Annotated in this window: 17 protein-coding genes and 2 pseudogenes; 11 read left to right on the top strand and 8 right to left on the bottom strand. The window is 64.5% G+C overall.

The features are described 5' to 3' along the window. Positions 1-189 precede the first annotated feature (189 nt). The 3 genes and pseudogenes from ACWEQQ_RS40630 to qcrB all read left to right on the top strand — a co-directional run. A pseudogene (locus tag ACWEQQ_RS40630) lies at positions 190-462 on the top strand (transposase); the annotation flags it as partial. Positions 463-478: 16 nt separating this feature from the next. Next, positions 479-976, top strand: a complete 498-nt coding sequence (locus tag ACWEQQ_RS40625; protein ID WP_452351955.1) for a hypothetical protein — start codon at positions 479-481, stop codon at positions 974-976. Between the two features lie 683 nt (positions 977-1,659). Continuing rightward, positions 1,660-3,312: a cytochrome bc1 complex cytochrome b subunit gene (qcrB, locus tag ACWEQQ_RS40620; RefSeq protein WP_452351954.1), complete on the top strand. Its 1,653-nt coding sequence runs from the start codon at positions 1,660-1,662 to the stop codon at positions 3,310-3,312. 557 nt (positions 3,313-3,869) lie between these two features. Here the strand turns inward: qcrB and ACWEQQ_RS40615 are convergent. From ACWEQQ_RS40615 to ACWEQQ_RS40585, 7 genes and pseudogenes are all read right to left on the bottom strand, one after another. Beyond that, positions 3,870-4,387 (bottom strand): annotated as a pseudogene (locus ACWEQQ_RS40615) (transposase); the annotation flags it as partial. An 896-nt stretch (positions 4,388-5,283) separates the two neighbouring features. After that, positions 5,284-6,909 carry an indolepyruvate oxidoreductase subunit beta family protein gene (locus ACWEQQ_RS40610; protein ID WP_452351953.1) on the bottom strand — a complete coding sequence of 542 codons (1,626 nt, stop codon included), beginning with the start codon at positions 6,907-6,909 and terminating at the stop codon, positions 5,284-5,286. Beyond that, a complete protein-coding gene (locus ACWEQQ_RS40605; protein WP_452351952.1) occupies positions 6,906-9,071 on the bottom strand; it encodes a thiamine pyrophosphate-dependent enzyme in 2,166 nt (721 codons plus the stop codon). The genes ACWEQQ_RS40610 and ACWEQQ_RS40605 overlap by 4 nt, the downstream gene beginning before the upstream one ends. Positions 9,072-9,084: 13 nt before the next feature. Further along, on the bottom strand, positions 9,085-9,855 hold the full coding sequence (locus ACWEQQ_RS40600; RefSeq protein ID WP_452351951.1) for a cyclase family protein: 771 nt from the start codon (positions 9,853-9,855) through the stop codon (positions 9,085-9,087). Positions 9,856-9,967: 112 nt separating this feature from the next. Then, a complete protein-coding gene (locus tag ACWEQQ_RS40595; RefSeq protein ID WP_452351950.1) occupies positions 9,968-11,578 on the bottom strand; it encodes a phytoene desaturase family protein in 1,611 nt (536 codons plus the stop codon). A gap of 110 nt (positions 11,579-11,688) precedes the next feature. Continuing rightward, positions 11,689-12,126 (bottom strand): cupin domain-containing protein, encoded by a 438-nt coding sequence (locus tag ACWEQQ_RS40590; protein ID WP_452351949.1) that lies wholly within the window; start codon positions 12,124-12,126, stop codon positions 11,689-11,691. Continuing rightward, entirely contained in the window at positions 12,126-12,992 is an 867-nt protein-coding gene (locus ACWEQQ_RS40585; protein WP_452351948.1) for a fumarylacetoacetate hydrolase family protein, read from the bottom strand. Before ACWEQQ_RS40585 ends, ACWEQQ_RS40590 begins: the two co-directional genes overlap by 1 nt. Before the next feature lie 177 nt (positions 12,993-13,169). Here ACWEQQ_RS40585 and ACWEQQ_RS40580 point away from each other — a divergent pair, with 177 nt between their 5' ends. The 4 genes from ACWEQQ_RS40580 (at position 13,170) to ACWEQQ_RS40565 (ending at position 18,190) form a co-directional block, all read left to right on the top strand. Next, positions 13,170-13,574: a RidA family protein gene (locus ACWEQQ_RS40580; RefSeq protein WP_452351947.1), complete on the top strand. Its 405-nt coding sequence runs from the start codon at positions 13,170-13,172 to the stop codon at positions 13,572-13,574. Positions 13,575-13,676: 102 nt separating this feature from the next. Then, positions 13,677-15,290, top strand: a complete 1,614-nt coding sequence (locus ACWEQQ_RS40575) for an AMP-binding protein (protein WP_452351946.1) — start codon at positions 13,677-13,679, stop codon at positions 15,288-15,290. Continuing rightward, on the top strand, positions 15,287-15,778 hold the full coding sequence (locus ACWEQQ_RS40570; RefSeq protein WP_452351945.1) for an acyl-CoA thioesterase: 492 nt from the start codon (positions 15,287-15,289) through the stop codon (positions 15,776-15,778). Before ACWEQQ_RS40575 ends, ACWEQQ_RS40570 begins: the two co-directional genes overlap by 4 nt. Positions 15,779-15,784: 6 nt before the next feature. Beyond that, a complete protein-coding gene (locus tag ACWEQQ_RS40565; protein WP_452351944.1) occupies positions 15,785-18,190 on the top strand; it encodes a bifunctional salicylyl-CoA 5-hydroxylase/oxidoreductase in 2,406 nt (801 codons plus the stop codon). 71 nt (positions 18,191-18,261) lie between these two features. Here ACWEQQ_RS40565 and ACWEQQ_RS40560 read toward each other — a convergent pair whose 3' ends face one another. Beyond that, positions 18,262-19,260, bottom strand: a complete 999-nt coding sequence (locus tag ACWEQQ_RS40560) for an AraC family transcriptional regulator (RefSeq protein WP_452342804.1) — start codon at positions 19,258-19,260, stop codon at positions 18,262-18,264. A 211-nt stretch (positions 19,261-19,471) separates the two neighbouring features. Between ACWEQQ_RS40560 and ACWEQQ_RS40555 the strand changes: the two genes are divergently transcribed. The 4 genes from ACWEQQ_RS40555 to ACWEQQ_RS40540 all read left to right on the top strand — a co-directional run bounded on the left by ACWEQQ_RS40555 (position 19,472) and on the right by ACWEQQ_RS40540 (position 24,561). Continuing rightward, a complete protein-coding gene (locus tag ACWEQQ_RS40555; RefSeq protein WP_452351943.1) occupies positions 19,472-20,281 on the top strand; it encodes an SDR family oxidoreductase in 810 nt (269 codons plus the stop codon). Positions 20,282-20,308: 27 nt separating this feature from the next. After that, the gene (locus tag ACWEQQ_RS40550; RefSeq protein WP_452351942.1) at positions 20,309-21,538 is read left to right on the top strand and encodes a styrene monooxygenase/indole monooxygenase family protein; all 1,230 of its coding nucleotides are present in this window, start codon (positions 20,309-20,311) and stop codon (positions 21,536-21,538) included. After that, positions 21,535-23,250 (top strand): flavin reductase, encoded by a 1,716-nt coding sequence (locus ACWEQQ_RS40545; protein WP_452351941.1) that lies wholly within the window; start codon positions 21,535-21,537, stop codon positions 23,248-23,250. Before ACWEQQ_RS40550 ends, ACWEQQ_RS40545 begins: the two co-directional genes overlap by 4 nt. A gap of 405 nt (positions 23,251-23,655) precedes the next feature. After that, complete coding sequence (locus ACWEQQ_RS40540) at positions 23,656-24,561, top strand: acyl-CoA thioesterase (protein ID WP_452351940.1); 906 nt, start codon at positions 23,656-23,658, stop codon at positions 24,559-24,561. Positions 24,562-24,570 lie beyond the last annotated feature (9 nt).

Genomic DNA, 24,570 nt, shown 5'->3' with positions numbered 1-24,570 from the left:
CTCGACAACGGCTACCCGGCCCTCCTCGCGTGGACCAACACCCGCTTCGACCGCTGACACAAAAAGGCCGGTCACCACGGTGAATGTGGTAACCGGCCATTTGAGTGGTTCTAGCTTGAGTTTAACGCCTGAGGTCGTGTTCGGGACCCAGCTGATCATGGACGAAGCCATGCTGGTTGCGGCCGGAGGCGCATACCTGTCCGCAGCGGATGCTGCGCCCAGGTGCGCACCGTGATCGCCAACCTGATCGACGCCGGGCAACACCGGCCCGGTGACCCCGATATCTGGATTGTCACCGATGCCGGCTACGACGCGCCCCGGTTGGCGTTCCTGCCGGTCGCCGTGCTGGGGCGGATGCGGTCGGACCGGGTGCTGCGCCGCGCCACGCCGCCACGGCTGCCGGGCATCAACGGCCGCCCGCCGCGCCGAGTTCGTACTCGGCGACCCGACGACCTGGGGTGAGCCGGCCGTAGCCACCATGACCGAGACACGTCTCTACTGCCCGGCGGTTGCCAGGGCGTGGAATCGCCTGCACCCCAGGCTCACTCACCGCTCATCCTGGGTCACCCAGCTCGGGCAGCTGCCGGTGCTCGAGGGCACCGTGATCCGCCTCGACGTGGCTCGATTGCCCAGCGGCGCGATCCCGAAACCGGTGTGGCTGTGGCACTCCCGCGTCGGTCTCGACGCGGCCGAGGTCGACCTGCTGTGGCAGGCGTTCCTGCGCCGGTTCGACATCGAGCACACCTTCCGCATGCTGAAGCAAACACTCGGCTGGACCAGTCCGAAACCACGCGACCCGCGCGCGGCCGACCGGTGGATCTGGCTGCTGCTGGCCGACTACATCCGGCTGCGCCTCGCTCGCGGCCTCGCCGCGGATCTGCGGCTACCGTGGGAGAAACCCGTTGCGCCGCACCGACCAGTACGCGGTCTCCAGGACGTATTCGTGGTGCGCGGCGCCGCCGCGGCAGGTACGTGATATCGCATCTTTGGACTTCATCGGGCAGCAGCGCCCGGCCAGGTCCAGGTCTTCGATGTTGACTTGAAGCAATTCTTCGGCGCGAGCGCAGGTTTCGTACAGCATCCGCCACAGCGTCTTCTCCCGAATGTGAACGCGGCGGGCGATGAGCCTGACGATCGCGGTGCGCGAACGAACCGGGGTGTCGGAGTCCGGCGGCGCGACCGGCCCGCCGATGCGGAGACTGCCAGCGCGTCTCAGCCCTGCTCGCGGCACCAGCTCAGCCACTTGCCCACGGCCGCTCTTGACAGGATCAGCAGGGTCACCTACAACTGTAGCAATAACTACTCGAACTGTAGCGATTTGGTTTGACTAGAAGAGGGTGATGGTGGCGATACCGCGAAGAATATTGATCGTGGTGGCGGGATTGGGGGACTGATGTTTGCCGCTGCGCTGAAGCATCATGGTGCTACCGCCGACATAGTGGATCTCGCGCCGGAGTGGCGCCCAGTAGGTTCGGGAATCCCGATTGGCTTTAACAGGATCCTGGCGCTTAATACGATCGGTATGGGGGTTGAGGTCCAGGTGCGAGGAGTCCCTTTGAAGAAGGTGACTATTTCCGACTCGGATGGAATCTATCTGAACGGCTTCGATTTCGGTGCGGTTGCCGACGTATACGGGAAGACAAAGGTGAGGACACTGCAATGCGGACAAAGCCGGATCAGTTAGACAATCTCGCAAACGAGGTTGATGAGCGTTTTCGTCCCGCTGCGGTGGTACGCGGGGCAATGAACAAGGTCTTCCCGACCCACTGGTCGTTCCTGCTCGGTGAGATCGCGCTGTACGCGTTCATCATCCTGCTGCTGTCGGGTATCTACCTGACGCTGTACTTCGACCCGTCCATGTCGGAGACCGTCTACCAGGGCGCCTATCAGCCCCTGCGCGGTGTCACCATGTCGCGGGCCTACGAGACCGCGCTGAACATCTCCTTCGAGGTGCGCGGCGGTCTGTTCGTGCGCCAGGTGCACCACTGGGCGGCGCTGCTGTTCGCGTCGTCGATCATCATCCACCTGTTTCGCATCTTCTTCACCGGCGCTTTCCGCAAGCCGCGTGAGGCCAACTGGGTGATCGGCTCGCTGCTGCTCATCCTGGCCATGTTCGAGGGCTTCTTCGGCTACTCTCTGCCGGACGACCTGCTATCGGGTACCGGTCTGCGGGCCGCCTTCTCCGGCATCCTTGTTTCCCTTCCCGTCATCGGCACCTGGATGCACTGGATGATATTCGGGGGAGACTTCCCGGGCGAGATCGTCATTCCGCGCTTGTACATCATTCACGTCCTACTCATGCCCGGGATCATCCTGGCGCTCATTGCTGCGCATCTTGGGCTGGTCTGGTACCAGAAGCACACCCAGTTTCCGGGACCTGCGCGGACCGAAGATCGAAGCGTCGGAGCGCGCATTGTGCCGGTGTTCTCCCTGGACCAGGGCGCGTTCTTCGCCTTCACCCTGGGCGTCGTCGCCATCATGGGTGGCGTGTTCCAGATCAACCCGATCTGGAACCTGGGTCCCTACAACCCGTCCCAGGTCTCGGCGGGTTCGCAGCCGGACTTCTACATGATGTGGACCGACGGCATGGCGCGTCTCATGCCGCCGTGGGAGCTGTACCTGGGCCGCTACACGGTCCCGGCGCCGTTCTGGGTCGCGCTGATCATGGGTGCGGTGTTCGGTGTGCTGATCGCCTACCCGTGGATCGAGAAGCGTCTCACCGGTGACACCGCCCGCCACAACCTGCTGCAGCGTCCGCGCGACGTGCCGGTCCGCACCGCCATCGGTGCCATGGCCATCGCGTTCTACCTGGTGCTGACCCTGGCGTGTGTGAACGACATCCTGTCGCTGAAGTTCGACATCTCGCTGAACGCGACGACCTGGTTCTTCCGCATCGCGCTGCTGCTGGCCCCGCCGCTCGCGTACTTCGTGGCGTACCGGTTCTGCATCGGCCTGCAGCGCAGTGACCGTGCGGTGCTCGAGCACGGCATCGAAACCGGTGTGATCAAGCGGCTTCCGCACGGTGAGTACATCGAGGTGCACCAGACGCTGGGCCCGGTCGACTCGCACGGCCACCCGATCCCGCTGGAGTACCAGGGCGCCCCGGTGCCCAAGAAGATGGCCAAGCTGGGTTCCGCGGGCAAGCCCGGCACCGGCTCCTTCCTGCGTCCTGACCCGTCCGAGGAAGCAGTCATGATCGCCCAGATCCACCATGATGCGGAAAAATCACAGCTCGAAGCGCTGCGTGAGTATCAGGCCAAAGGCCTGACTCAGAGCGATGAAGAGAAAAACGACGGTGCACATGAGAGCTGATCGATACTCGCGACATAACGTGTATACAGCTTCTTCGCCCGCGCGGTTTGAAAATTATGACTACGGGCTTCTGGTTACAGCGGCAACAGTGTTTGATCAAGCGGCCGCGCGCCTTGTCTTGCAGATTCTTTACGTTCACGATGTGCGCGCGACCGTAACCCCTGCGTTACGCTCTCGGAAGACGTCCGAAGGGCGTGAATTCTTCGGCATACTGGTCTTTCCTGAAGATGCCTACCGTGCCTATGAAATATTATGTCGTAATAGTAATTGAGCGGTAAGGCGACCCGATGGTTATGATTTCTTGCGCCGAGCAATCGTCTCCTGAAGGGGTTACTTCCTGAGTTGCTTCTAACCTCGATCTTTCGCCTGGCCGTGGGCCGGGCTTGATCGGTTTCGGATTGGGTTTTCGCTGCCGATCGCCAGTGTGTGGCAAATTCGGGTAGTCCGGTCGGCGAATGGCTTCCGGGTTCCACGGACCCGGTGAACGGTCCTTTCGTTGCTCGTCGGGGCGGTTTGGTGCTGGTTGGACTGCCCTCAGGAAGTAAAGGGCGGTGATATCAGCAGGGCGGCGTGGGGGCGTGCCGGGACAGGCACAGGTGGGTGCGCCGGGCATGGCGGGAGATGCGGGCGGGTAGTGAGAACAGTTGCAGGCGAAGTGGTTTCGTTTCCCAGTGGCGGGCGAGTGGTCGCCCAAGGTGATGGTCTGTAGCCAGGCGGTCAGATCCAGTGCGAAGGCGACGATCGTCAGCCAGATTCGGTCGGCATCGAAGTTGCTGAAAGGCAAGTTGCGTAGGCAGGTGTCCTTCGTAGCACGGATGCGGTCTTCGCGGCCGGCGCGGCGGCGGTGCCGTAATTCCAGGTCCGTGAGCCGATCACGGCCGGTGTTGGTGACGAACGCGGTCAGCCGCAGCCCGTCGACGTTGGTGAACCGTAGCTGTCCGCCCGGGTGCGAGCGTTATTTCCGGACGATCAGCCCCATCCCGTATCCAGGCTCATCCCGAACCTCCCTGTCGGCGTCGTAAGCGGGGGTCCAGACGTGTCCGGGCACCTGGTCGACCACCTCGACCAGCGCGTCGCATGTTGATGCCTTTCCTCGGAGTGAACGTTGCCGTCCCCTTTCGGGCGGCCTTCGCAGCTCAGGTCGCCATGCGGGGAAGTCGGGCGGCATGTTCTCCTGTGGAAAGACCCCCGGTCAAGCGGGACTGATGATGGATGAATTTGCGGTTGCACCCTGATCCGCATCCGGGGGCCTGTATTGCCAGTAGACCGTCTACCGCTTGTTGATCCAGCCGCTCAGGTCTTCGTTGTGGCTGTCGGCGTTCGTTTCCTCGTTCCAGTTGTCGTGGCTGTTGCCGTTCGGGCCAGGCTCGAGCAGGTCCATGTCTCACCTCCTCTCGGGTGTAGGGGACTCAGCGTTCGAGGTAGTGCAGGCATGAGCCTGGGCGTCACCGATTCACCACATGCCGGTGCGAGGTGGGGCAGAGGGCTTCATCCCACGTCTCGACCACCTCGACCTCGAATCCGGCTTCGGTGAGCGCCATGTGAAGTCGGTAGCGGGTGTCCAGGCCCGCGGGCTTCTGCTGCGCGATCCACTCTCGATGCGCGCCCGTGATCGGCCCCAGACGTCCCGCGTGTAGAAAACGTATCGCTTGCAGGAACGCCGATGCCTCTGTCGATTCCGCACCACTCGGGTACAAACGATCAACCAGTATCGCCGTTACAGGGTCGGAGACCCAGGATCGTGTGTAGACGAACAGAACCCGGGCGTGAATGCGTCCGGCGCCGCCACGAAGAACCCGGAGCGCTGGGCGGTTCGCGGGGATTGGAAGGTTGTGGTGCGGCCTTGTCATCGATCGGTCCTCGCGTACTTGGCGTACACCGGAATGCGGCTTGTACGCCGGCAGCGGTTGGTGGGCCGCCACCGTGCCGGCCACTGGGGGGAGGCACATCGCGAGCCCTGTTAGAGGATTGTCAGCTGGGCACTGTTGCAGCGAGCTCGATGGACAGAGCTGTACCGGTCTCGTCGGCGAGTGCGGCCGCCCGAAGCTTCGAGAGTCGTTCGGCTGCATCTGGGTGCCCGGTTAGTTTGTGGGCAGCGTGTATGAGTTTTCCGAAACTGCCGGTGCCGTGTTCGAAGGTGGCGCCGTAGCCCTTGAGCACACATTGGCATTCGAGGATCTCGCGAGCGAGGTCGGCATCGAGTGGGGCAGCGGCCGATGCTGCTTTCAGCCATTCGTTGATGGCTTGCTGTTCGCGCTGATAGCGCAATGATCGTGGGCGCAGAGGGCGAAGTCGGGCTGTTATCGACAGTGCGGTGTAGCCGGTGATCGAGCTGGTATTGACGGTCATGCCTCGACGGGTGAATTTTCGGACCAGACGTTGGAATGTGATGGAGCGGCGCAGGACCGAGCCGACTCGAGCCGGCATGGTGTCGGTGATCTCGTCGATCTGTGGGTGGAGGTACTCGCGGACCTGAATCAGCTGGCCCGGTTCGGCACGCGCCTCGGAGCGGATGCGATCCATGCGGTGTCGCCGGATTTTTTGCAGCGCAACCTGAATGGTGTCCTGATAGCACATCCACAGTGCGACCTGCCGGGCCGCTTCGATGGTGAGCAGCGCGCTGCCCTCGGCATCTGGATCTACTGCCGCGAATTCTCGCACGCGACTCAGATATAGCCGTGAGTACGAAGTGTTCTGATACACCGCAGTGCGGACCAGGCCGTGCAGGATCATGGACCGCGCCGCAGGCGGGAGCTCTCTGACGGCCTCCGCGAGCTTCCGCAGTTTGGGGCCGACGAGCGCTGCGGGGTCCATGGCGGCTATTTCGGTGCGGCGCTCATCTTCCCGTGCCTTGCGCTCGTCGGCGGTAAGCGGCCGTGGAATGAGGGTCAATTCCACTGGCGGTGAAGTTCGCGGTGGGATCGGGGATTCGGTGACGGTCGGTGCGGCGGCAGCGCTGAAGCCGTCGGCGAACGCACGCAGGGACTGTTCGATCCCTTTGCCGAAGCCGCGAATCGGCGCTTCGAATTGTTCTCGGGTGAACGGTAATACGCCGGATCCGGCCACGGCGCCGAACAGCGCCGCACTGATCACGCTGCGGTGGTGCTCGGCTACTGCCATGAAGTCGGACGCTATCAGTCGCTTCGATCCGCGCCGGGCCACGTCCAGCAGCGTCGCGCTGTCGACCCGACCGTCGCCGAGAGCCATCTTCTCGTCGATCGAATACACCCTGTGTGTGGAGGTGAACAGGGTGGTTCGATCCGGTGTTGTGAAACCACGTTGGACGGCGCGGGCCGCTTCCATCAGCTCGGAGGCAATCACGATGTCCACTTCACCGGGGGTGGGGAACACACTCAGCACAGGTTCGCTGCGTCCGGTTCCGGTGATGTGGCCGGTTCGGGAGGGCGGGAACAGTTCCACGTAGTACACGGTGGATCCGGTGCGCTGGGCGACACCGGGCACAGACGTGGTCTGGGCGAAGTAGTCGGCTGACTCGGCGACTTCCACGATCCAGTCGGAGAGCACGCCGCCGCCTTCGCCGCCCATGGCCAGGATCGCGACTGTTATGGGGCGCTGTCCGGTGTACCAACCTGTCATGGTGTTACCTCGAATCCGGCGGCGCGGCGCTCTATTCCGCGCGCGAGCATGGTGATCCACCAGGTGCGCAGCCGGGCCAGCATGCGATCGCGCCGGGTGGGGTTGTAGACAACGTCCGTTCGGTAGAAGGACGGACACAACACGGCCGCATGCGCGTTGGCGCCGCACACTCCGCATCCGACGCAGCTGTCGAGCACGGTCGCGATGGGATCGGTGCGCATGGGGTCGGGGTTGTCGGTGATGGTCAGCGAGGGGCAGCCGGAGATGCGGATGCAGGCGTGGTCACCGGTGCAGGTCTCCGGGTCGACGCCGAAACGTTCGCGGACCACCCGCTCGCCGGCGTGCAAGGCCTGTGCCCGCTGCGGCTTCTCCCGTCGTTGCCGGTTGAGCTGGCATTCGCTTTGCATGACAAGGACTTTCGGCCCTGTCTCATCGGTGGTGAGCGCATCGACGAAGGTGTCGCGCACGGTGGTGACGTCGTAGGTGTTGTCTATGGTCCTGGCCCAGTTGACACCGATGCCGCGGACGGCCCGCTCGATGGGATGTTTGGTGGAGCGGGTCGGCAGGTCGGCGTGCGAGGAGAGCACGTCCTGACCTCCAGTGGCGGCGGCGTAATCGTTGTCGACGACTACCAGTAGCTGGTCGTTCTTGTTGAAGACCGCGTTGCCGACGCCGCTGCTCAGCCCGTTGTGCCAGAAGCCCCCGTCGCCCATCATCGCGATGGTTCGGCGGTCGGAGCCCTTCGAGTTCAGCGCCGCGGCAGCCGCCGAACCGAGGCCATAGCCCATGGTTGTCGCCCCCAGATCGAACGGCGCGTTTATCGAAAACAAGTGACAGCCGATGTCGGCACTGATGTGATGTTCACCCGTTTCGCGTTCGGCGAGTTTCAATCCGCTGAAGATGGGTCGCTCCGGGCATCCGGTGCACAGCCCGGGCGGCCGGGGCCGCACGATGTGCGGCTCGACCCGGACCGCGAACGGGCTCGCCGGGTCATCGGCTGAGCGCAGGAGCGCGGGTTCGGCAGTGATCACCTCGGGCAGATAGCTGCTGAGAAAACTATGCACTCCACGCGTGACGACCAGCGAGGTGTACTCGCCCGCCATGGTCAGCATGTCCTTGCCGTGCAGTTTTGTGGGTATGTCGGCACGGCGCAGGATGGCGTTGATGTTCTGTTCGATGAAGTCCGGCTGGCCTTCTTCGATCAGCAGCACCGAGCGCTTGCCAGTGCAGAATTCGATGACTTCTTGGTCGATCACCGGGTAGGCAACGTTCATTACGTACACCGGTACCCGAGTGTTGCCGAACGCATCCGAGCAGCCGAGCAGTTCCATCGACCGGTTGAGGGTGTTGTACAGCCCTCCTTGAACGATGATTCCGACGTCAGCGAGGTCATCGCCGAACACCTCATTGAGCCCGTGGTCGCGGATGTGCTGCACCGCGGCAGGCCACCGGTTTTCGATCTTTTCCTTCTCATGTTGAAAGTTGGCCGGCGGCAGCACGATTCGACTCACGTCGCGAGCGGGCCGCCGGGTCGCTTCGGTGACCGTCATCGGAGGCCGCTTGTTGTCTTCGGCCTCGAACGCTCCATGCAGGTGACAAGAGCGCAGCCGCAGCAGCAAGAACACAGGGGTATTGCTCGCCTCCGACAACTCGAAGCCGGATTTGACCGCGTCCACGATCGCAGTGATGTTCGGCCGCGGATCCAACAGCCACATCTGCGATTTCATCGCGAACGCGTGCGAACGCTCCTGCATGATGCTCGAGCCCTCGCCGTAGTCCTCGCCGAGAATGATGAGTGCTCCGCCGGTGACGCCGCCGCTGGCCAGATTCGCCAGGGCGTCGGCAGCCACGTTGGTGCCCACGGTCGACTTCCATGTCACCGCGCCACGTAGCGGATAGTGCACCGACGCGGCCAGCATCGCCGCCGCGGTAGCTTCCGAGGCGCTGTTTTCGAAATAGACGCCGAGCTCGTCGAGTACATCTTTGGAATCGCCGAGCACGTCCATGAGATGGGAGATCGGTGCGCCCTGGTAGCCGCCGACATAGGCGACGCCGGCCTGCAGCAGCGCCTTGGTGACTGCCAGGATCCCCTCCACATGCAGGGTCGTACCGGAGCCCTGCCGCAGTTTGCCGACCTCGTTCGCAAAAGACCGTTCCGCCATGGTTTTCCCTCCCTTATCCGGCGTCGCGTTCGACGAGTGCGAGCACCCGCGCCGGGCTGCCGGACCCGCCGACGATCGGCAGCGGGGACACGATCAGCAGGGCGCCGGTGGCGGGCAGTCGGGCGAGGTTGCGCAGACTGGTCAGGCCCCATTTGTTGGCGCCGAGCAGCTGGCTGTGGCACGGGAAGGGCGGTTCGAACCCAGCGGCCGCACCGGCGTCGGTGCCGACGGTTTCCACGCCGAGTCCGGTCAGTGCAGACTCTTCGGCCAGCCACTTGGCGCAAGCGGCGGAAACGCCGGGTGTGTGCCCGTCATTGGTGAACGCGGCCGCATCCTCACCTCGGGATTCCCATCCGGTGCGATAGATCAGCCAGCCGCCCGCCGGGAGCGGTCCGTGCTCGTTCTCCCAGCGGCGGATGTGATCGATTTCCAACAGGAATTCCGGGTCGTCCGCGACCTCAGCGGTCATGTCGATCAGTGCAACGGGCGCGAACAGTGTGCGCATCGGGGCTTGCGAGACATCGTGTCCGTCACGGCCGCTCAACCAGTGCACCGGTGCGTCGAGATGGGTGCCCGTGTGCTCGCCGGTGTGGATGTTGTTCCAGTACCAGGCGGGCCCGCGGTCGTCGTAGCGGCTGATCTCCTCGAGTCGGAACGGGACGGTGTTGGCCAGTGGCGGCGGCAGCTGCAGGATCGGGGTGGACTCCTGCAACGGAGTAGTGAGATCGATGATGTCGACAGCGCCGGAGCGGGTCGCTTCGATGACGGCGTTGAGCAGAGACATCGTGGCTCCTGGGGTGAGGTAACTGGTGTCGAAGTCTGATGCGGTGGATCGGGCCGAGCTATCCACAGCACGCGGCGGTTGTCCGGCCGGCGCAATCCACCGGCGGCGCTGTTCAATGTGCACGGAACAGTCTGCGCAGCTTGCGATTTCGCGTGAGCGTTCGCGCTACGAGGTGTCCCGATCCGCCGCTCAATCCGGGGCCGGGATGCGTGGATGCGCCGATCTGCCACAATCCGGACACGGGTGTCGCATGCCGTCCGGCGGAGGGCAGGGGGCGCCACAGGTAACTTTGGTCCAATTCGCACGAACCCCCGTAGGGATCGCCCGTGACGGCATTCGGGTTGTGTGCGGCCAGATCGGCCGGGGTGATGACGTCGACCGCGAGCACTTTTCGGGGAAGGTCGGGAGCGTGGGTGGCGATTCGCGCCAATACACGATCGGCGAAACTCCGTGCCAGCGCCGGAGTCCAGCCATGAGTGGTATCCAGCGCTCCGGCCGCATCGCCTACCGGTGCGAATGGGACTTCCTGCAGTTGCAGCCAGAGTGCGGCCGTACCCTCCGGCACCCTGCTGGGGTCGAGCAGGTACTGCTGGCCGACGACGACGGTCGGTCGGCGGGGGAGCAGCCCGGCTTCGGCCTCGGCGCAGGCGATTCCGGTGCTGTCGGATCCATCGGAGACGTGAATCAACGGAATGTCCCGCAATCGGGTGTCGGCCCAGTCCAGCGGTGCCGACAAAGCGACATGGACTTGCATTTCCGCGCGGCCGTAGCGGAAGGTGGCAGCCTCGGCGCGGATGGTGGATGACACTGCGTCAGGTGGTAACAGCTTGTCGTACAACGCGGTTGGCGTCACCGAAGCGAGCACCGCGCGGCGGGCGTAGGTGGCGTGGCCATTGGCGACGACCCCGACTGCTCGGCCGTGGTCCACGAGGATCCGCTCCACGAAGGTGGAAGTTCGCACCACGACGCCCAGGGAACGCAGCAGTGACTCGAACGCTGTCAGCAGCCCGGAGGATCCGCCGGCGACCACCGGCAGTCCGGCCCCGTGCAGGGTGGTCGCGAGCAGCGGAATCATCAGTCCGCCTGAAGCATGATCCGGAGAGAGACCGGCGTGCAGCAGCCACGGTGCATAGAGGTGATCGACCTCGTGGCCGCGAAACTCGCGGCGCGCGAATCCGCGACCGCTGGTGAGCGCCATCCGCAGCCAGTCTTCAGTGCCGCGTCGCCCGCCGCGGATCAGCCCGGCCAGTGGTCGGAGGGCGGACGGCGAGCGCAGTTCGGCGTCCATCAGTCCGCCGATCGGTGCCGCACTCGCCGCAAGCCGGGCCAGCATCGCGAGATATGCGGTTCGGTCGTGGGGGTCAGCGAACTCCATGACGGTGCGTTCCGGATCGCGGTGTGCGATGGTGACGCGGCCGTCGTCGGCAATGCTGGCGGTCACCCATTCTTCGGTGTTGCGGAATTCGAGTCCGTGTTCGTGCAGGTAGGGTCCGAGGCTCGCATAGGCGGCGCCGGAGACGAACAAGGGATGCCAGGACGAGTAGGTGTCGTGCCGGTAGCCGGGAAGAGTGCGTTCTTCGGTGGCGATGAATCCACCGATCTCCGCATTACGCTCCAGCACCTGCACCGACCAGCCGGCCAGTGCCAACTCGGCCGCGGCCACCAGCCCGTTGACCCCTGAGCCGACGACAATCGCGTCGGCCTCGGTTGTGATGTCGGTCATAGGACGCACGGTAGGGTTGCGGGACTTGCTCGGCTATACGCTGCGCGCGGCATCTGTCCGGATCGTGCGGTCCGATGGCCCGGGCCGACGGTGCGACCCGAGCTCGAATCTCACGCCCGCCGATATCCAACCAGGATGGAATCGTCGACATCGGGCAGGTTGACGACGATATTGTCCGGAGTGCGGCAGGTCAGCCAGACCAGCTTCTCGGTGGTGCTCATGTTCACCTCGACGTGCGGCATGAACGGTGGCACGAATACGAAATCGCCCTCGCTCATGTCGACGTACTCCGCATAGTTCTCCCCGTAGTAGATGCGTGCCTTCCCGGTGAGGACATAGCCGCCGGTCTCCGCTTCGCCGTGGTGATGGGGCAAGGAACGATAGCCGGGTTCGTTGGTCACCTTGCCGTACCAGATCTTGGTCGCCGGGGTGTGCTGCGGGCTCACGCCCGAGACGCGCACCGCGCCACCGGACTGTGCCGTCTCGGTGTACTCCGCTCCGGCTCTGGTGACAATCGGAGCGACCTGGATGGTGGAGTCGCTGGTCATCATGATTCCTTTCCGTCCCGCTGGGCGGGCTCGATATCATTGGGGGACAGGGTGATTCGATTGCGCAGCAGGCCGATGCCCTCGATTTCGGTCTCGACGACATCGCCGGCACGCAGGTAGCGCGGCGGGTCCGCCGCGATGCCGACACCCCCCGGCGTGCCGGTCAGTACGACGTCACCGGGACGCAGCACGGTGAACGCGGAGATGTACGACAGCAGGGTCGCCGGATCGAAGACGAGGTCGTCGGTGGCCCCGGTCTGCTCCTCGGCGCCGTTGACTCGGCAGACGATGCGGAGGCCATCGGCGGGGTCGGCCTCGTCGGGCGTCACCAGATCAGGACCCAGTGGAGTGGTGGCGTCGAATGCCTTGCCTTGCAACCACTGTGAAGTCCGTCGCTGCCAGTCGCGCACCGAGAAGTCGTTCGCGACGGTGTATCCGGCTATGGCTGCCCGCGCCGTGTCGCGATCGGCCCGGCGCAGGGTGGCGCCCACAACGATCGCGAGTTCGGCCTCCCAGTCGAACAGCACCGTTTCGGGCGGGCCGGGCAGGGCGATGTCGGCGTCCCAGGCAGTGAGGGTGTCGGCGAATTTCGCAAAGAGTGTGGGGAATTCGGGCGCGGCTCGACCCATCTCGGCGATGTGGGCGCGGTAATTGTGGCCGCAGCACACGATCTTGGTCGGCGCTGTCACTACCGGCGCCGACCGGCCGGGTGGCGGCTGCTCGCCGGGCAGCGGTCGGACCGAGCGCCAGTTCTGGTCCGAGAGCAGTGTGCCGACGTCGGTGGCCGTCGTTGCGTACCACTGTCCGTCGGCGCGGACTTCGGCGCGACTGCCGTGGTTGTCGCGGAGAACTGTTCGCAAACGCATCGCTGGAGACTCCAGGAATTCGGCCGGGTTGCCCGCGGCGGCTTCGAACGCGAGGAGCGGGAGCTCATATGTAGCGTTCTATTGACGACCATCAATCTAACACCATATTGTGGTTCGAGCCACCCCCACTTCGAATCGGCTCGCCGCCTGGTGGGTCTCCGCGAGAAAGAGGCGATCATGCTCGTCGACCACATCAATCCGCCCGAGCTGGTGAAACCCTCCGGGTTTGCCCACGCCACGCGGTATCGCGACATCGTTCACCTGGCGGGCCAGACGGCCTTGACGACCGAGGGGACGATCGTCGACGGCGGGATCGTCGCCCAGTTCCAGCAGGCGCTGGCCAATGTGATCGCGGCGCTTGAGGCTGCGGGTGGAAAGCCGGAGAATCTACTGTCGGTAACCATCTATCTGCTGGACATTCCCGGCTATCAGGCCAACGCCAAGGAAATCGGCCGGCTCTGGCGCGAGTTGGTTGGCGAGGCGTACCCGGCGATGGCTGGAATCGGTGTCACCGCGCTCTGGCAACCCGAAGCGCTCGTGGAGATTCAGGCCGTAGCCGCGCTGGGCTCCGAACGGGCCTGATGTCACCGGCTCGGTGCGGCCTCGCATGGCGCTACATCGACGACGGTTATCTAGAAGCGATAAAATTGTATTGGCCTCACCAGTTCGAAAGGGCCGAGCTTGATGCTCACACCCTCTGCGCACAAAGACACCTTCTGCCGGGACAATCTCCCGCCCGAAGCCGACTGGCCCGATCTGGTCTTCGACCTGGCAGGGCTGCGCTACCCCGATCGACTCAACTGCGCGAGCGCCTTGCTCGATGCGACGGTAGCGGTTCATGGCCGGGCCAGGCCCTGCCTGCATTCCGAGTCCGAAACGTGGACCTACGGCGATCTTCTCGACCGTGCGAACCAGATTGCGCATGTGCTGGCCGACGACTACGGCCTGGTTCCCGGAAATCGTGTGCTGTTGCGCGCTCCCAATACCCCGTGGCTGGTTGCCTGCTGGTTCGGTGTCGTCAAGGCGGGTGGGGTGGTGGTGACCACCATGCCCCTGCTGCGTGCCACCGAACTGACCAAACTGATCGAGCTGACCCGCCCGGCGCTAGCTTTGTGCGATCACCGGCTGCTCGACGAACTGTCCGCGGCCGACACGGCCTTGCGCATTGCCGCGGTCGGAGGGCCAGGTGACGATGACCTGGTCCGGCGCGCAGCAGCGAAGTCGGTCGCCTACACCGATGTGCGGACCAGTGCCGACGACGTGGTGCTGCTTGCGCCGACCTCGGGTACGACCGGAATGCCGAAGGTCGCCATGCACTTCCACCGCGACGTGCTGGCCATTGCCGACACCTTCTCCGCACATGTGCTGCGACCGCACGGCGCTGATGTCTTCATCGGGACACCGCCTCTGGCATTCACCTTCGGCCTCGGTGGGCTGGTGATGTTCCCGCTCTCCGTCGGAGCGTCGGTCGTGCTGCTGGAGAAGCCCGATCCGGATGCGCTCGTCGCCGCGATCGAGAAGTATTCGGTGACAGTGCTTTTCACTGCGCCGACCGCGTACAAGTCCTTGATCAAGCGCGACGACCCAGAGCGGCTGAAATCCCTACGCCGGTGCGTTTCGGCCGGTGAACATCTGCCAGAGGCCGTTTTCGAGCGGTTTCACGAACGGACCGGGCTGAAGATCATCAATGGTCTCGGTGGCACCGAGCTGCTTCATGTCTTCATCTCGGCGGCTGACGACGACATTCGCGCCGGTTCCACCGGTAGGGTCGTGCCCGGATTTCGCGCCGAGATCCAGGACGACGACGGCAATCCGGTACCTGATGGCACTCCCGGCCAGCTGGCGGTGCAGGGACCAACAGGGTGTCGGTATCTGGCCGATCCCCGTCAGCGTCAGTATGTGCGCAATGGCTGGAATCTGACCGGCGACACCTACACTCGCGACGCCGACGGCTACTTCTGGTACCACGCCCGCAGCGACGACATGATCGTCTCCGCCGGATACAACATCGGTGCACCGGAGGTCGAGGCGGTCCTCGACCAGCACCCGGATGTGGTCGAGAGTGCTGTGATCGGGGTTCCCGATGAGGACCGCGGCATGATCGTCCACGCGGCGGTGGTGCTCCGGCAGGGCGTCGCGGGCGACGCGGCGAAGGCTCGGGAGCTCCAGGACTTCGCCAAAAGCACTGCGGCACCGTACAAGTACCCGCGCAGTATCGAATTCGTCGACAGTCTGCCCCGCAATCCCAGCGGCAAGCTACAGCGGTTCAAGGTGCGTGCGAACTGGGGGACGCGATGACCGACATCGTGATTGAGCGTGTCGTGGACTGGCAGGACACCGACGCGGCTGGGCATTACCACCACAGTACGGTCGTGCGCTGGGTGGAGGCGGCCGAAGCCGCACTGCTCGACCGAATCGGGTTGCGCTGGCTGTTCGGCCGTATTCCACGAGTGCGATACGAAGTCGATTACCTGGAGCGCCTCTGGTTCGGCGATACCGCGGCGATCAGCCTGTCGGTGGGCAATGTCGGCCGATCCTCCCTCCGGTACGACTTCATCATCACCAGGATTCCCGCGGTGACGCAGCCACCACGATCGGAACCGTCGACGATCGCGGCCCGCGGCGTCCTGACAGCCGCCTATGTGCCCGACGCCGACAGGGGCTCGCTGCCATGGCCCGACAACATTGCCGCGGCCTTGCGCGGCGCCCCGCTGCCCGAATTCGGCTCGGCCGAGTCGAGCTGGCAGCCAACTGAATTCGAACCGACCTCGACCCGAAGAGTGTGAAGCTTCATGCGTATCGCCGTGATCGGCGGAGGGCCCGCAGGGCTGTACTTCTCCGCCTTGATGAAACAACTCGACCCCACCCACGACATCACCATCTGGGAGCGCAATGCTCCCGACGACACCTTCGGTTTCGGTGTGGTGTTTTCCGACGAGACCCTCGGTGCTATCGAGCATGCCGACGAGGAGATCTATCGTGCGATGAGCGAGCAATTCGCCCGCTGGAGCGACATCGATATCCACTACCGTGGTGAGGTCCGTACCTCCGGCGGTCAGGGGTTCGCGGCGATGAGCCGCAAGGAGTTGCTGCACATCTTGCAGCGGCGATGCGCCGATCTTGGTGTCACCATCCATTTCCGCACGCTCGCGCCGGATGTGGAGGAGTTGTCTGCCACCCATGATCTGGTGCTTGCGGCCGATGGTCTCAACTCCGTGGTGCGGACCCGTTTCGCGGATGTGTTCGGCCCGGATCTGGATCGGCGGCACAACAAGTACATGTGGCTGGGTACAGACCGGGTGTTCGAGGCATTCGAGTTCTTCATCAAGCACACGCCGTACGGAGTCATGCAGGTACACGGCTATCCGCTCAGTGCCGAGCAGAGCACATTCATCGTGGAGATGCACGAATCTGTGTGGCGGAAGGCCGGCTTCGACGCATTCGCCGACCGCGCGTTTTTGCCCGGCGAGAACGACGAGAAGTCCATCGCGCTACTGGCGGAGATCTTGGCCGACGAGTTGGACGGCCACGGTCTGCAGGCCAACAACTCGCGGTGGATCGACTTCACCACGGTCCGCAACCGGACGTGGCGGCACGGCAATGTCGTCCTGATGGGGGATGCCGCGCATACCGCGCACTTCTCCATTGGCTCGGGCACGAAACTGGCCATGGAAGATGCCCTCGCGCTCGCCGCCTGTCTGCACGAAAACGACTCCGTCGCAACCGGTCTGGAAAAGTACGAGCAGGAGCGGCGGCCCGTCGTGGAGTCCATTCAACGGGCAGCCCAGGCCAGCCTGGAGTGGTTCGAAGCTATCGGCAACTACACCGATCAAGCACCGGATCAGTTCGCTTTCAATCTCCTCACGCGCAGTCGCCGCATCACCTACGACAACCTGCGGCTGCGTGACAACGGATTCGTGAACCGGATCGACGGGTGGTACCTCTCGATCCAGGACGACACGCCGCAGAACGCGGCAGCGATCGGCGACGAAACTCGTCCGCCCATGTTCTACCCGTTGCGGCTCAAGGGAATCGAGCTACCCAACCGGATCGTTGTCTCACCGATGGACATGTACTCCGCCGTCGACGGTGTGCCCACCGATTTCCACCTGGTGCATCTGGGTAGCAAGGCGCTCGGCGGCGCTGGGCTGGTAATGACCGAGATGGTGTGTGTGTCGGCGGAGGGGCGCATCACGCCCGGCTGCGCAGGGCTGTACACCACCGAACAAGAGCGGGCGTGGGCCCGGGTCGTGGACTTCGTGCACGCCAATTCCCGCTCGAAGATTGGTGTGCAACTGGGGCATTCCGGCCGCAAGGGCGCCACCAAGGTCATGTGGGAGGGCATCGACGACCCGCTCGACACCGGCGGCTGGGACACCGTCGCCCCGTCTGCCATCCCCTACGGACCCGACAGCCGCACCCCGCGTGAGATCACGTGCGAGGAGATGGACGAGATCACCGAACAGTTCGCTCGGTCGGGCCGGGCCGCCGCCCACGCCGGGTTCGACCTGCTCGAACTGCACTGTGCGCATGGATATCTGCTGTCTTCCTTCCTCTCCCCACTGGCCAATCAGCGCACCGATGACTTCGGCGGCTCGCTCGAGAACCGTTTACGCTTCCCGCTGCGCGTCTTCGATGCGATCCGAGCGGTGTGGCCCGCGGATCGGCCACTGTCGGTGCGTATTTCGGCCACCGACTGGGCAGAGGGGGGCAACACCGTCGACGACGCTGTCGAGATCGCTCGCGCATTCGCCGAACACGGAGCCGATGTGCTGCATGTGTCCTCCGGCCAGGTGGTCAAGCATGAGAAGCCTGCGTTCGGGCGCAGCTATCAGACGCCGTTCGCGGACCGGATCCGGCAGGAGGTCGGTGTGCCCCACGGCATCTCGGTGGTGGCGGTCGGTGCCATCTCGTCCTACGACGATGTCAATTCGGTCCTGCTCGCCGGGCGTGCCGACCTGGTGGCGATCGGCCGCGCTCATCTGTGGGATCCGCAGTGGACACTGCATGCCGCTGTGGACCAGCAGTATGTCGGCGCGGCGGCGGAATGGCCCGCGCCCTTCCGCGCTGGTAACCGCAAACCGCCTAACGGCCGCACCGACGGCCCGCCCCCGCGTCTTCAGCTGATCCGCGCGGCTGCAGGAGCAACGACCCTCCGGCGACGCTGGCAGCCGCCGGAGGTCGGTGTGAGTCGCTGAGTACGTTCGCGCAGGATCTGTTCGACGTCTCCCGCCCGGCAACGGGCGGGGGATTTGCCTTGTGGTGTGGGCTATTTCCGGGCGGCGCGGTCACGTTCCAGTCGAAGTGTCTGCGACGGCGATTCGCCATAGCGATCACGGTAAAGGATCGAGAAACGGCCCGGGTGCAGGAATCCCCACCGGATCGCGATATCGGTCACCGTGGCGGTTATCGGATCGGCCTGCAACAGGTCGGTCCGCACGCGCCGCAGTCGTACATCGCGCAGGTATGCCATCGGTGTCGTGTCGTAGTAGCGGCGGAAGCCGTCCTGGAGCGTGCGTGTGCTCACGCCGATTGCCTCGGCGATGTCGTCGATGGTGAGGGGTTCATGGGCGTGGGCTTCGATCAGATCCGCGGCCTGCGCGATGGGCCGGGCCACGGTCGGCTGTGGTCGCCGGTCGAGCTCGTCGCGGTAGTTGTGCGGCTGGCCGAGCAGCAGCTGGCTGACGAGGAGCCCTTCGAATTCCCGGACCGGTATGGATTCCGGGATCTCGGCCGAGCCGACGGCCTCGGTCAACAGCTTGAACAGCCCGCTCCAGGTGCGGCCGGCCGGGGTCGTGAGATCCATCCGCGGGGTGAATACGAGGGGCGTGGTCGGTTCCCTTCCGAGCTTCTTGCGCAGCACGTCATGAACCGATGCGCGATCCAAGCGCAGCAGCAGTTGCCGATTCGCCCCTTCCCACGACATCGATACTCGCGGTCCGGGATCGAGTACCGAGGCCACTTCCGGTGTGGAGGTGAAACTTTCGGCTCCAACGGTGATCGTGGCGCGACCGACGAGCGGGACCTGGACGAGGTAGAAGTCGTCGAGGTCGCGCGGGTCGATGCGGACATCGGTGCCGTACTCCAGGTAGTACACGCCCACGCTGTTCCAGCGCAGGCCGTTGAAGTGTGCGTCGAGTCCGGTACCGCGGCTCAGTGGTGACAGCCGGTGATCGCAAAAGGCCTGGCCGACGGTGTCGCGTACGACGTCGGGGTCGCTGGAGGCCGCAAGGCGGTACCGGCTGAGCGGGCGGTCATCATGCTTCATGCTTCCTCCAGGCGACACACGCACGCATATCGTCTTCCTGACCGTCGTCATGATTGCGCGTTACCAGTTTGTTCCATCCCGGCGTCATGCGTGTCAAGAACCGCCGGATCGACGCTGTGCGGACAAGCTCCGCGTTTGCGGGATAGCCGACGATCCAGCCGCTCCTTACCGTGACTCGGGTCACATTAGCGTGCGTAGTTCGGAGGGCAGCATGTCAATCCCAATCTCACTGTCCACGAAAACGGCGATCGTTACAGGTGGCGCCACCCTCTTCGGGACCGGTGTCGTAGCCGAGCTCGTCGCCGCGGGCGCGCAGGTGGTGGTAGCCGATATCGACGAGGTGGGAGGGGCGGCGGTTGCCGAGAAGTTCGACCGGGCCGTGTTCGTCCGGACCGACATCACCAGCGATGAATCCATCCGACGTTGCGTCAGTGCGACGGTCGAAAGGTTCGGCTCGCTCGATGTCCTGGTCAACCTGGCCTGCTCGTACGGAGACGATGGCGCGGACACCGACCGGGCAACCTGGTTGCGGACCCTGGACGTCAACCTGGTCAGCGCGGTGCTGTTCGCTGCCACCGCCCGTCCCCATCTGACGCGGAGCCGCGGAGCCATCGTCAACCTGAGCTCGATTTCGGCGAAGGTCGCGCAGGCCGGTCGGTGGGTATACCCAGCAAGCAAGGCCGCTATCGCCCAGGTCACCCGCAGCATGGCGTTGGATTACGCCGCTGACGGTATCCGAGTGAATGCGGTGAGCCCGGGCTGGACCTGGTCGAAAATCATGGACGAGCTGTCCGCCGGCGACCGCGCGCACACCGATTCCGTCGCAGCGCCCTTCCACTTGCTCGCCCGCACCGGCGACCCATCCGAGGTGGGTCGTGTGATCGCCTTTCTTGCCTCCGAAGCGGCGTCGTTCGTCACCGGCGCCGACTGGGCCGTCGACGGCGGCTACTCCGCTCTCGGCCCAGAGCAGACCGTGAGTGCCATCCCGCAACTCGCCGCCGAGAGCGCTCCGGCGCACTGACCCGAACCCGAAAATCAAAGGAACACAATGCGTACCATCACCATTATCGGTGCCGGTCAGTCCGGCCTGCAGCTCGGCATGGGTCTGCTGGATGCCGGATACGACGTCCGGATCGTGTCGAACCGCACCCCCGAAGAGATCTTCACCGGCCGGGTGACCTCCAGCCAGTGCATGTTCGGCAGCTCGCTGGCCCGAGAACATGCACTCCGTCTGGATTTCTGGGCCGAGGGATGTCCGGATGTGGACGGCATCGCGTTCACTGTTCCCGATGACAAAGGGGGTAAGGCGATCTCCTGGGCTTCCCGGCTGGACCTTCCGGCGCAATCTGTCGACCAGCGGGTGAAGATGCCACGCTGGATGGGCGAATTCGAAGACCGCGGTGGTCAGCTCGACATCCATGATGCCACCCTCGACGACCTCGAGAGATATGCGCGCGAGTCCGACCTGGTGCTGGTGGCGGCCGGCAAAGGCGACATTGCCAAGCTGTTCGAACGTGACTCGGCCCGTTCGACATTCGATCGACCGCAACGGGCGTTGTCGCTCACATACGTGACCGGTATGGCACCCCGCGAACCGTATTCGGCAGTGTCGTTCAATATGATTCCCGGAATCGGCGAATACTTCGTATTCCCGGCGCTGACCACGACCGGCCCGTGCGAGATCATGGTCATCGAGGGTGTGCCCGGCGGTCCGATGGACTGCTTCGGTGGTGTCACCGACCCGCACCAGCACCTCGAGGCCGCGAAGAAGATCGTCGAAACCTACCTGCCGTGGGAGGGCGAACGTTGCCGCGACCTCAAGCTCACCGACGACCTGGGCGTGCTCGCCGGTCGTTTCCCGCCCACCGTGCGCCGCCCGATCGGGGTGCTTCCTTCGGGTACTCCCGTGCTCGGCATGGCCGACGTCGTCGTGCTCAACGACCCCATCACCGGGCAGGGATCCAACAACGCCGCCAAATGCGCCGCCTCCTATCTGGCGAGCATCCTCGAGCACGACGAGCGCCCCTTCGACCGGCAGTTCATGCACGACACGTTCGAAAGGTATTGGGACTACGCGAAGTACGTGGTGACCTGGACCAATGCGCTCCTGGTTCCTCCACCCGAACACGTACTGGCGATGTTGGGCGCGGCCGGAACGAGTCCGCGTATCGCTCGGCGCTTCGCCAACGGTTTCGACGATCCGCGGGACTTCTTCCACTGGTTCATGGACCCCGACAGCGCGCGGTCGTACCTCGACGACCTCGCTCCGGCGGCATGAACGCCCAAGAGCCCCACCGTATCGCCATCATCGGGGCAGGGCAGGCCGGAGCCTTGCTGGCGCTGGGGCTGCGGCGCCACGGCTGCACGGTAACCTTGATCGGCGACCGCCACCCCGACGAGGTCCGGACCGGTTCGGTGCTGTCGAGTCAATGCCTGTTCGGGTCAGCCTTACGGGTCCTGAGCCGCATCGTCGACGTCGAGGAAGACGCCCCCGCTATCGACCGTCTTGCACTGAGCATCGACGGTGTGGGGGAAGTGGTTTCGGCGTTCGAGACTCCTGCGTACTCGATCGACCAGCGCGTGGCCTGCGCCGCCTTGATCGAGGCGTTCATCGCCGAGGGTGGGAGTTTCCACGTCGAGGACGTCACCGTAGAGCGTCTGGATTCCCTTGCGGCACAACATAGTCTGACCATCGTGGCCACCGGTACCGGCGACCTGGGCCGGATGTTCGTCCGCGATCGGGTGCGGTCGCCGTACGACCGTCCGAAGCGGGCGCTGGCCGTGGCGTATGTGCGCGGTCTGCTGCCCGACGACTCCGGCGCCGACCTCACCATCTCGGTGATGCCGGGGGTAGGGGAGGTGATAACGCTGCCGGCGCTCACCACCTCCGGCCCGTGCTCGATCCTGGTCGTCGAAGCGATCCCGGGCGGACCGATGGATCGCTTCGACAACGTGAAGACACCGGACGAGCATCTGCGACGGTGCGTGGAGATCCTCGACGACGCGTTTCCGAAGATCGCGGCCCGAGCCCGCGATATCGAGCTGACCGATGACGGCGGTGTGCTGCGTGGCCGGTTGACGCCCACGGTGCGACGGCCGGTGGCCTTCACCGCGTCCGGGCATCCGGTGTTGGGGCTGGCCGACGCGGTGGTGCTCAATGATCCGCTGACCGCGCAGGGTGCGAACAACGCTGTCCATGCGGCAGGTATCTACCTCGATGCGGTATTACGGCACGGCATGAAGGCGTTCGACACCGAGTGGATGCACGAGGTATTCGAATCCTTCTGGCGCAACTGGGGGCGGTGGTCCGTGGCGTGGACCAACCGCATGCTCACCGAGATTCCCGAGCATGTGCTGGATTTCGTGCGGATCGCCGCGGACGAGCCAGCGGTGGCCGGGTTGTTCGCAGCTGGATTCGACGACCCCAGCGCCATGCACGACTGGTGGTTCGACCGGTCCGATGCCGAGCGCATGCTCGATGCGGTCCGGTCCGAATCGAATGCGGTCGACCCGCGGGACTTGCGAAATGCCCTCGGACTGTACGCGACCGGTGTCACGGTGGTGACCGCACGCGCACCCGATGGCCGCAAGGTTGGGGTGACCGCCAATTCGTTCACCTCGGTCTCGCTGGATCCACCGCTGGTCGCCTGGTGCCCGGCCAAGAAGGCACCGAGTCTGCCCGACCTTGTCGCGGCGTCGCATTTCGCCGTGAACGTGCTCGCCGCCGACCAGCACGAGCTCTCGCGGCAGTTCGCCACGCCCGCGCCGGACAAGTTCGCCGGTGTGGCCCACCACGACGGCATCGCGGGAGTTCCATTGCTGGACAACAGCATCGCGCGCTTCCAGTGCCGGACCGTACAGCGGGTAGAAGCCGGTGATCATGTCATTTTCATCGGCGAGGTCGAGCAGTTCGACACCTGTAATGGTCAGCCGCTGGTCTTCCACTCCGGGGGTTATCGAATCGCCGCCGATCATCCCGACTTCTCTTGAACGACAAGGGCGCTCGTCCACCGGTCGTCCGCACGAACGATTAATCGACATGGGCGAGTGTATCGGCGTCACGGAAGAATCCGACGAGAGCTTCGCCGCCCACCTGGCCGTACCGAAGCGGGGCTCCAGACGGCCTGCCGGACCCCGCCGAGCTGCTCGTTTCCGGCGTTGTGCAGGACGTAAGCGGCTGGAAAAGACCCCGCCGTCGAACGCGCTGATGGCCAATTGGGCCGACAGCGCAGGCAGGCCGATCGGTTGAACGAATCCTCGAAGAGGTGGTGGTTGCCGTGGTGTGGCCACCACCTGTTCCCATGATGTAGATTGTCGGTGACGATCGAAATCGTAACTCTATATAGCTGCTGCCGCAGTTCGTACCTGCGAGCTACGCTCTGAACGGATGGATCGATGCAGACCGAAACCCCGACCACATCCACGATCTTCACTGCGGCGGTAACGCTGACGCCGACCGAGCCGCAGCACTTCGATTTGGCCTTCGACGCCACCACTCAACCATGTCCATGGCCCAAGGCTTACGGAGGCGATCTGGTGGCACAGGCCGCGGCGTCGGCGATGCGGTCCGTAACCGATGGCAAGACTCTGCATTCGATGCACAGTTACTTCCTCCGCCCTGCCGATATCGGGGCGGTAGTGCGCTACGAGGTGGAGTTGCTACGAGATGGGCGCGGCTACAGCACCCGCCAGGTTCGGGGTTATCAGAACGGCAGGCCGGTCTACGTATGCCTGGCCAACTTTGCTGCTGGTGAATCCGGCGGTACCTTCGCCGGGCACATTACGACTCCCGTCCCCGATCCGGACGAGTTGCCCAGCTCCGCGCGATATCTCGCCGACCGTCACGGCGGGACCATGACCGACGAGTCGAAAACCTACTGGTCCGAAGGCCGAAGCTTCGACATGCGCCACGTACCAGGTCCTGTATACCTGACGGTTGAAGGAAAGCAGGCACCGCACCAGGCGGTGTGGGTGAAACCATTCGACCCGCTTCGCCCGGTTGACGGTCTCACCGATACCCAACGCGACCTCGCCGCCCTCGCGTACGTCTGTGACTACACCATCCTCGAACCCGTCCTGCGAGTGCTCGACCTGCCATGGGCCCGGCCCGGCCTGGTCACCGCCAGCCTCGACCACGCGATGTGGTTTCACCGCCCCGGCCGGGTCGGCGACTGGCTGCTCTACCTTCAAGAAGCGGTCGCCGCTGACGCTGGGCGCGGCGTAGGAATCGGTCGCTTCTATGACCGCGACCAGCGTCACCTGGCAACTGTCTTGCAGGAGGGAATGATTCGCGCCTCGTGACCCAGGGGA

The sequence above is a fragment of the Nocardia sp. NPDC004123 genome (assembly GCF_053603795.1).
Note: the sequence above shows the minus strand (reverse complement) of the source record. Positions and strands in the feature narration are given on the sequence as shown.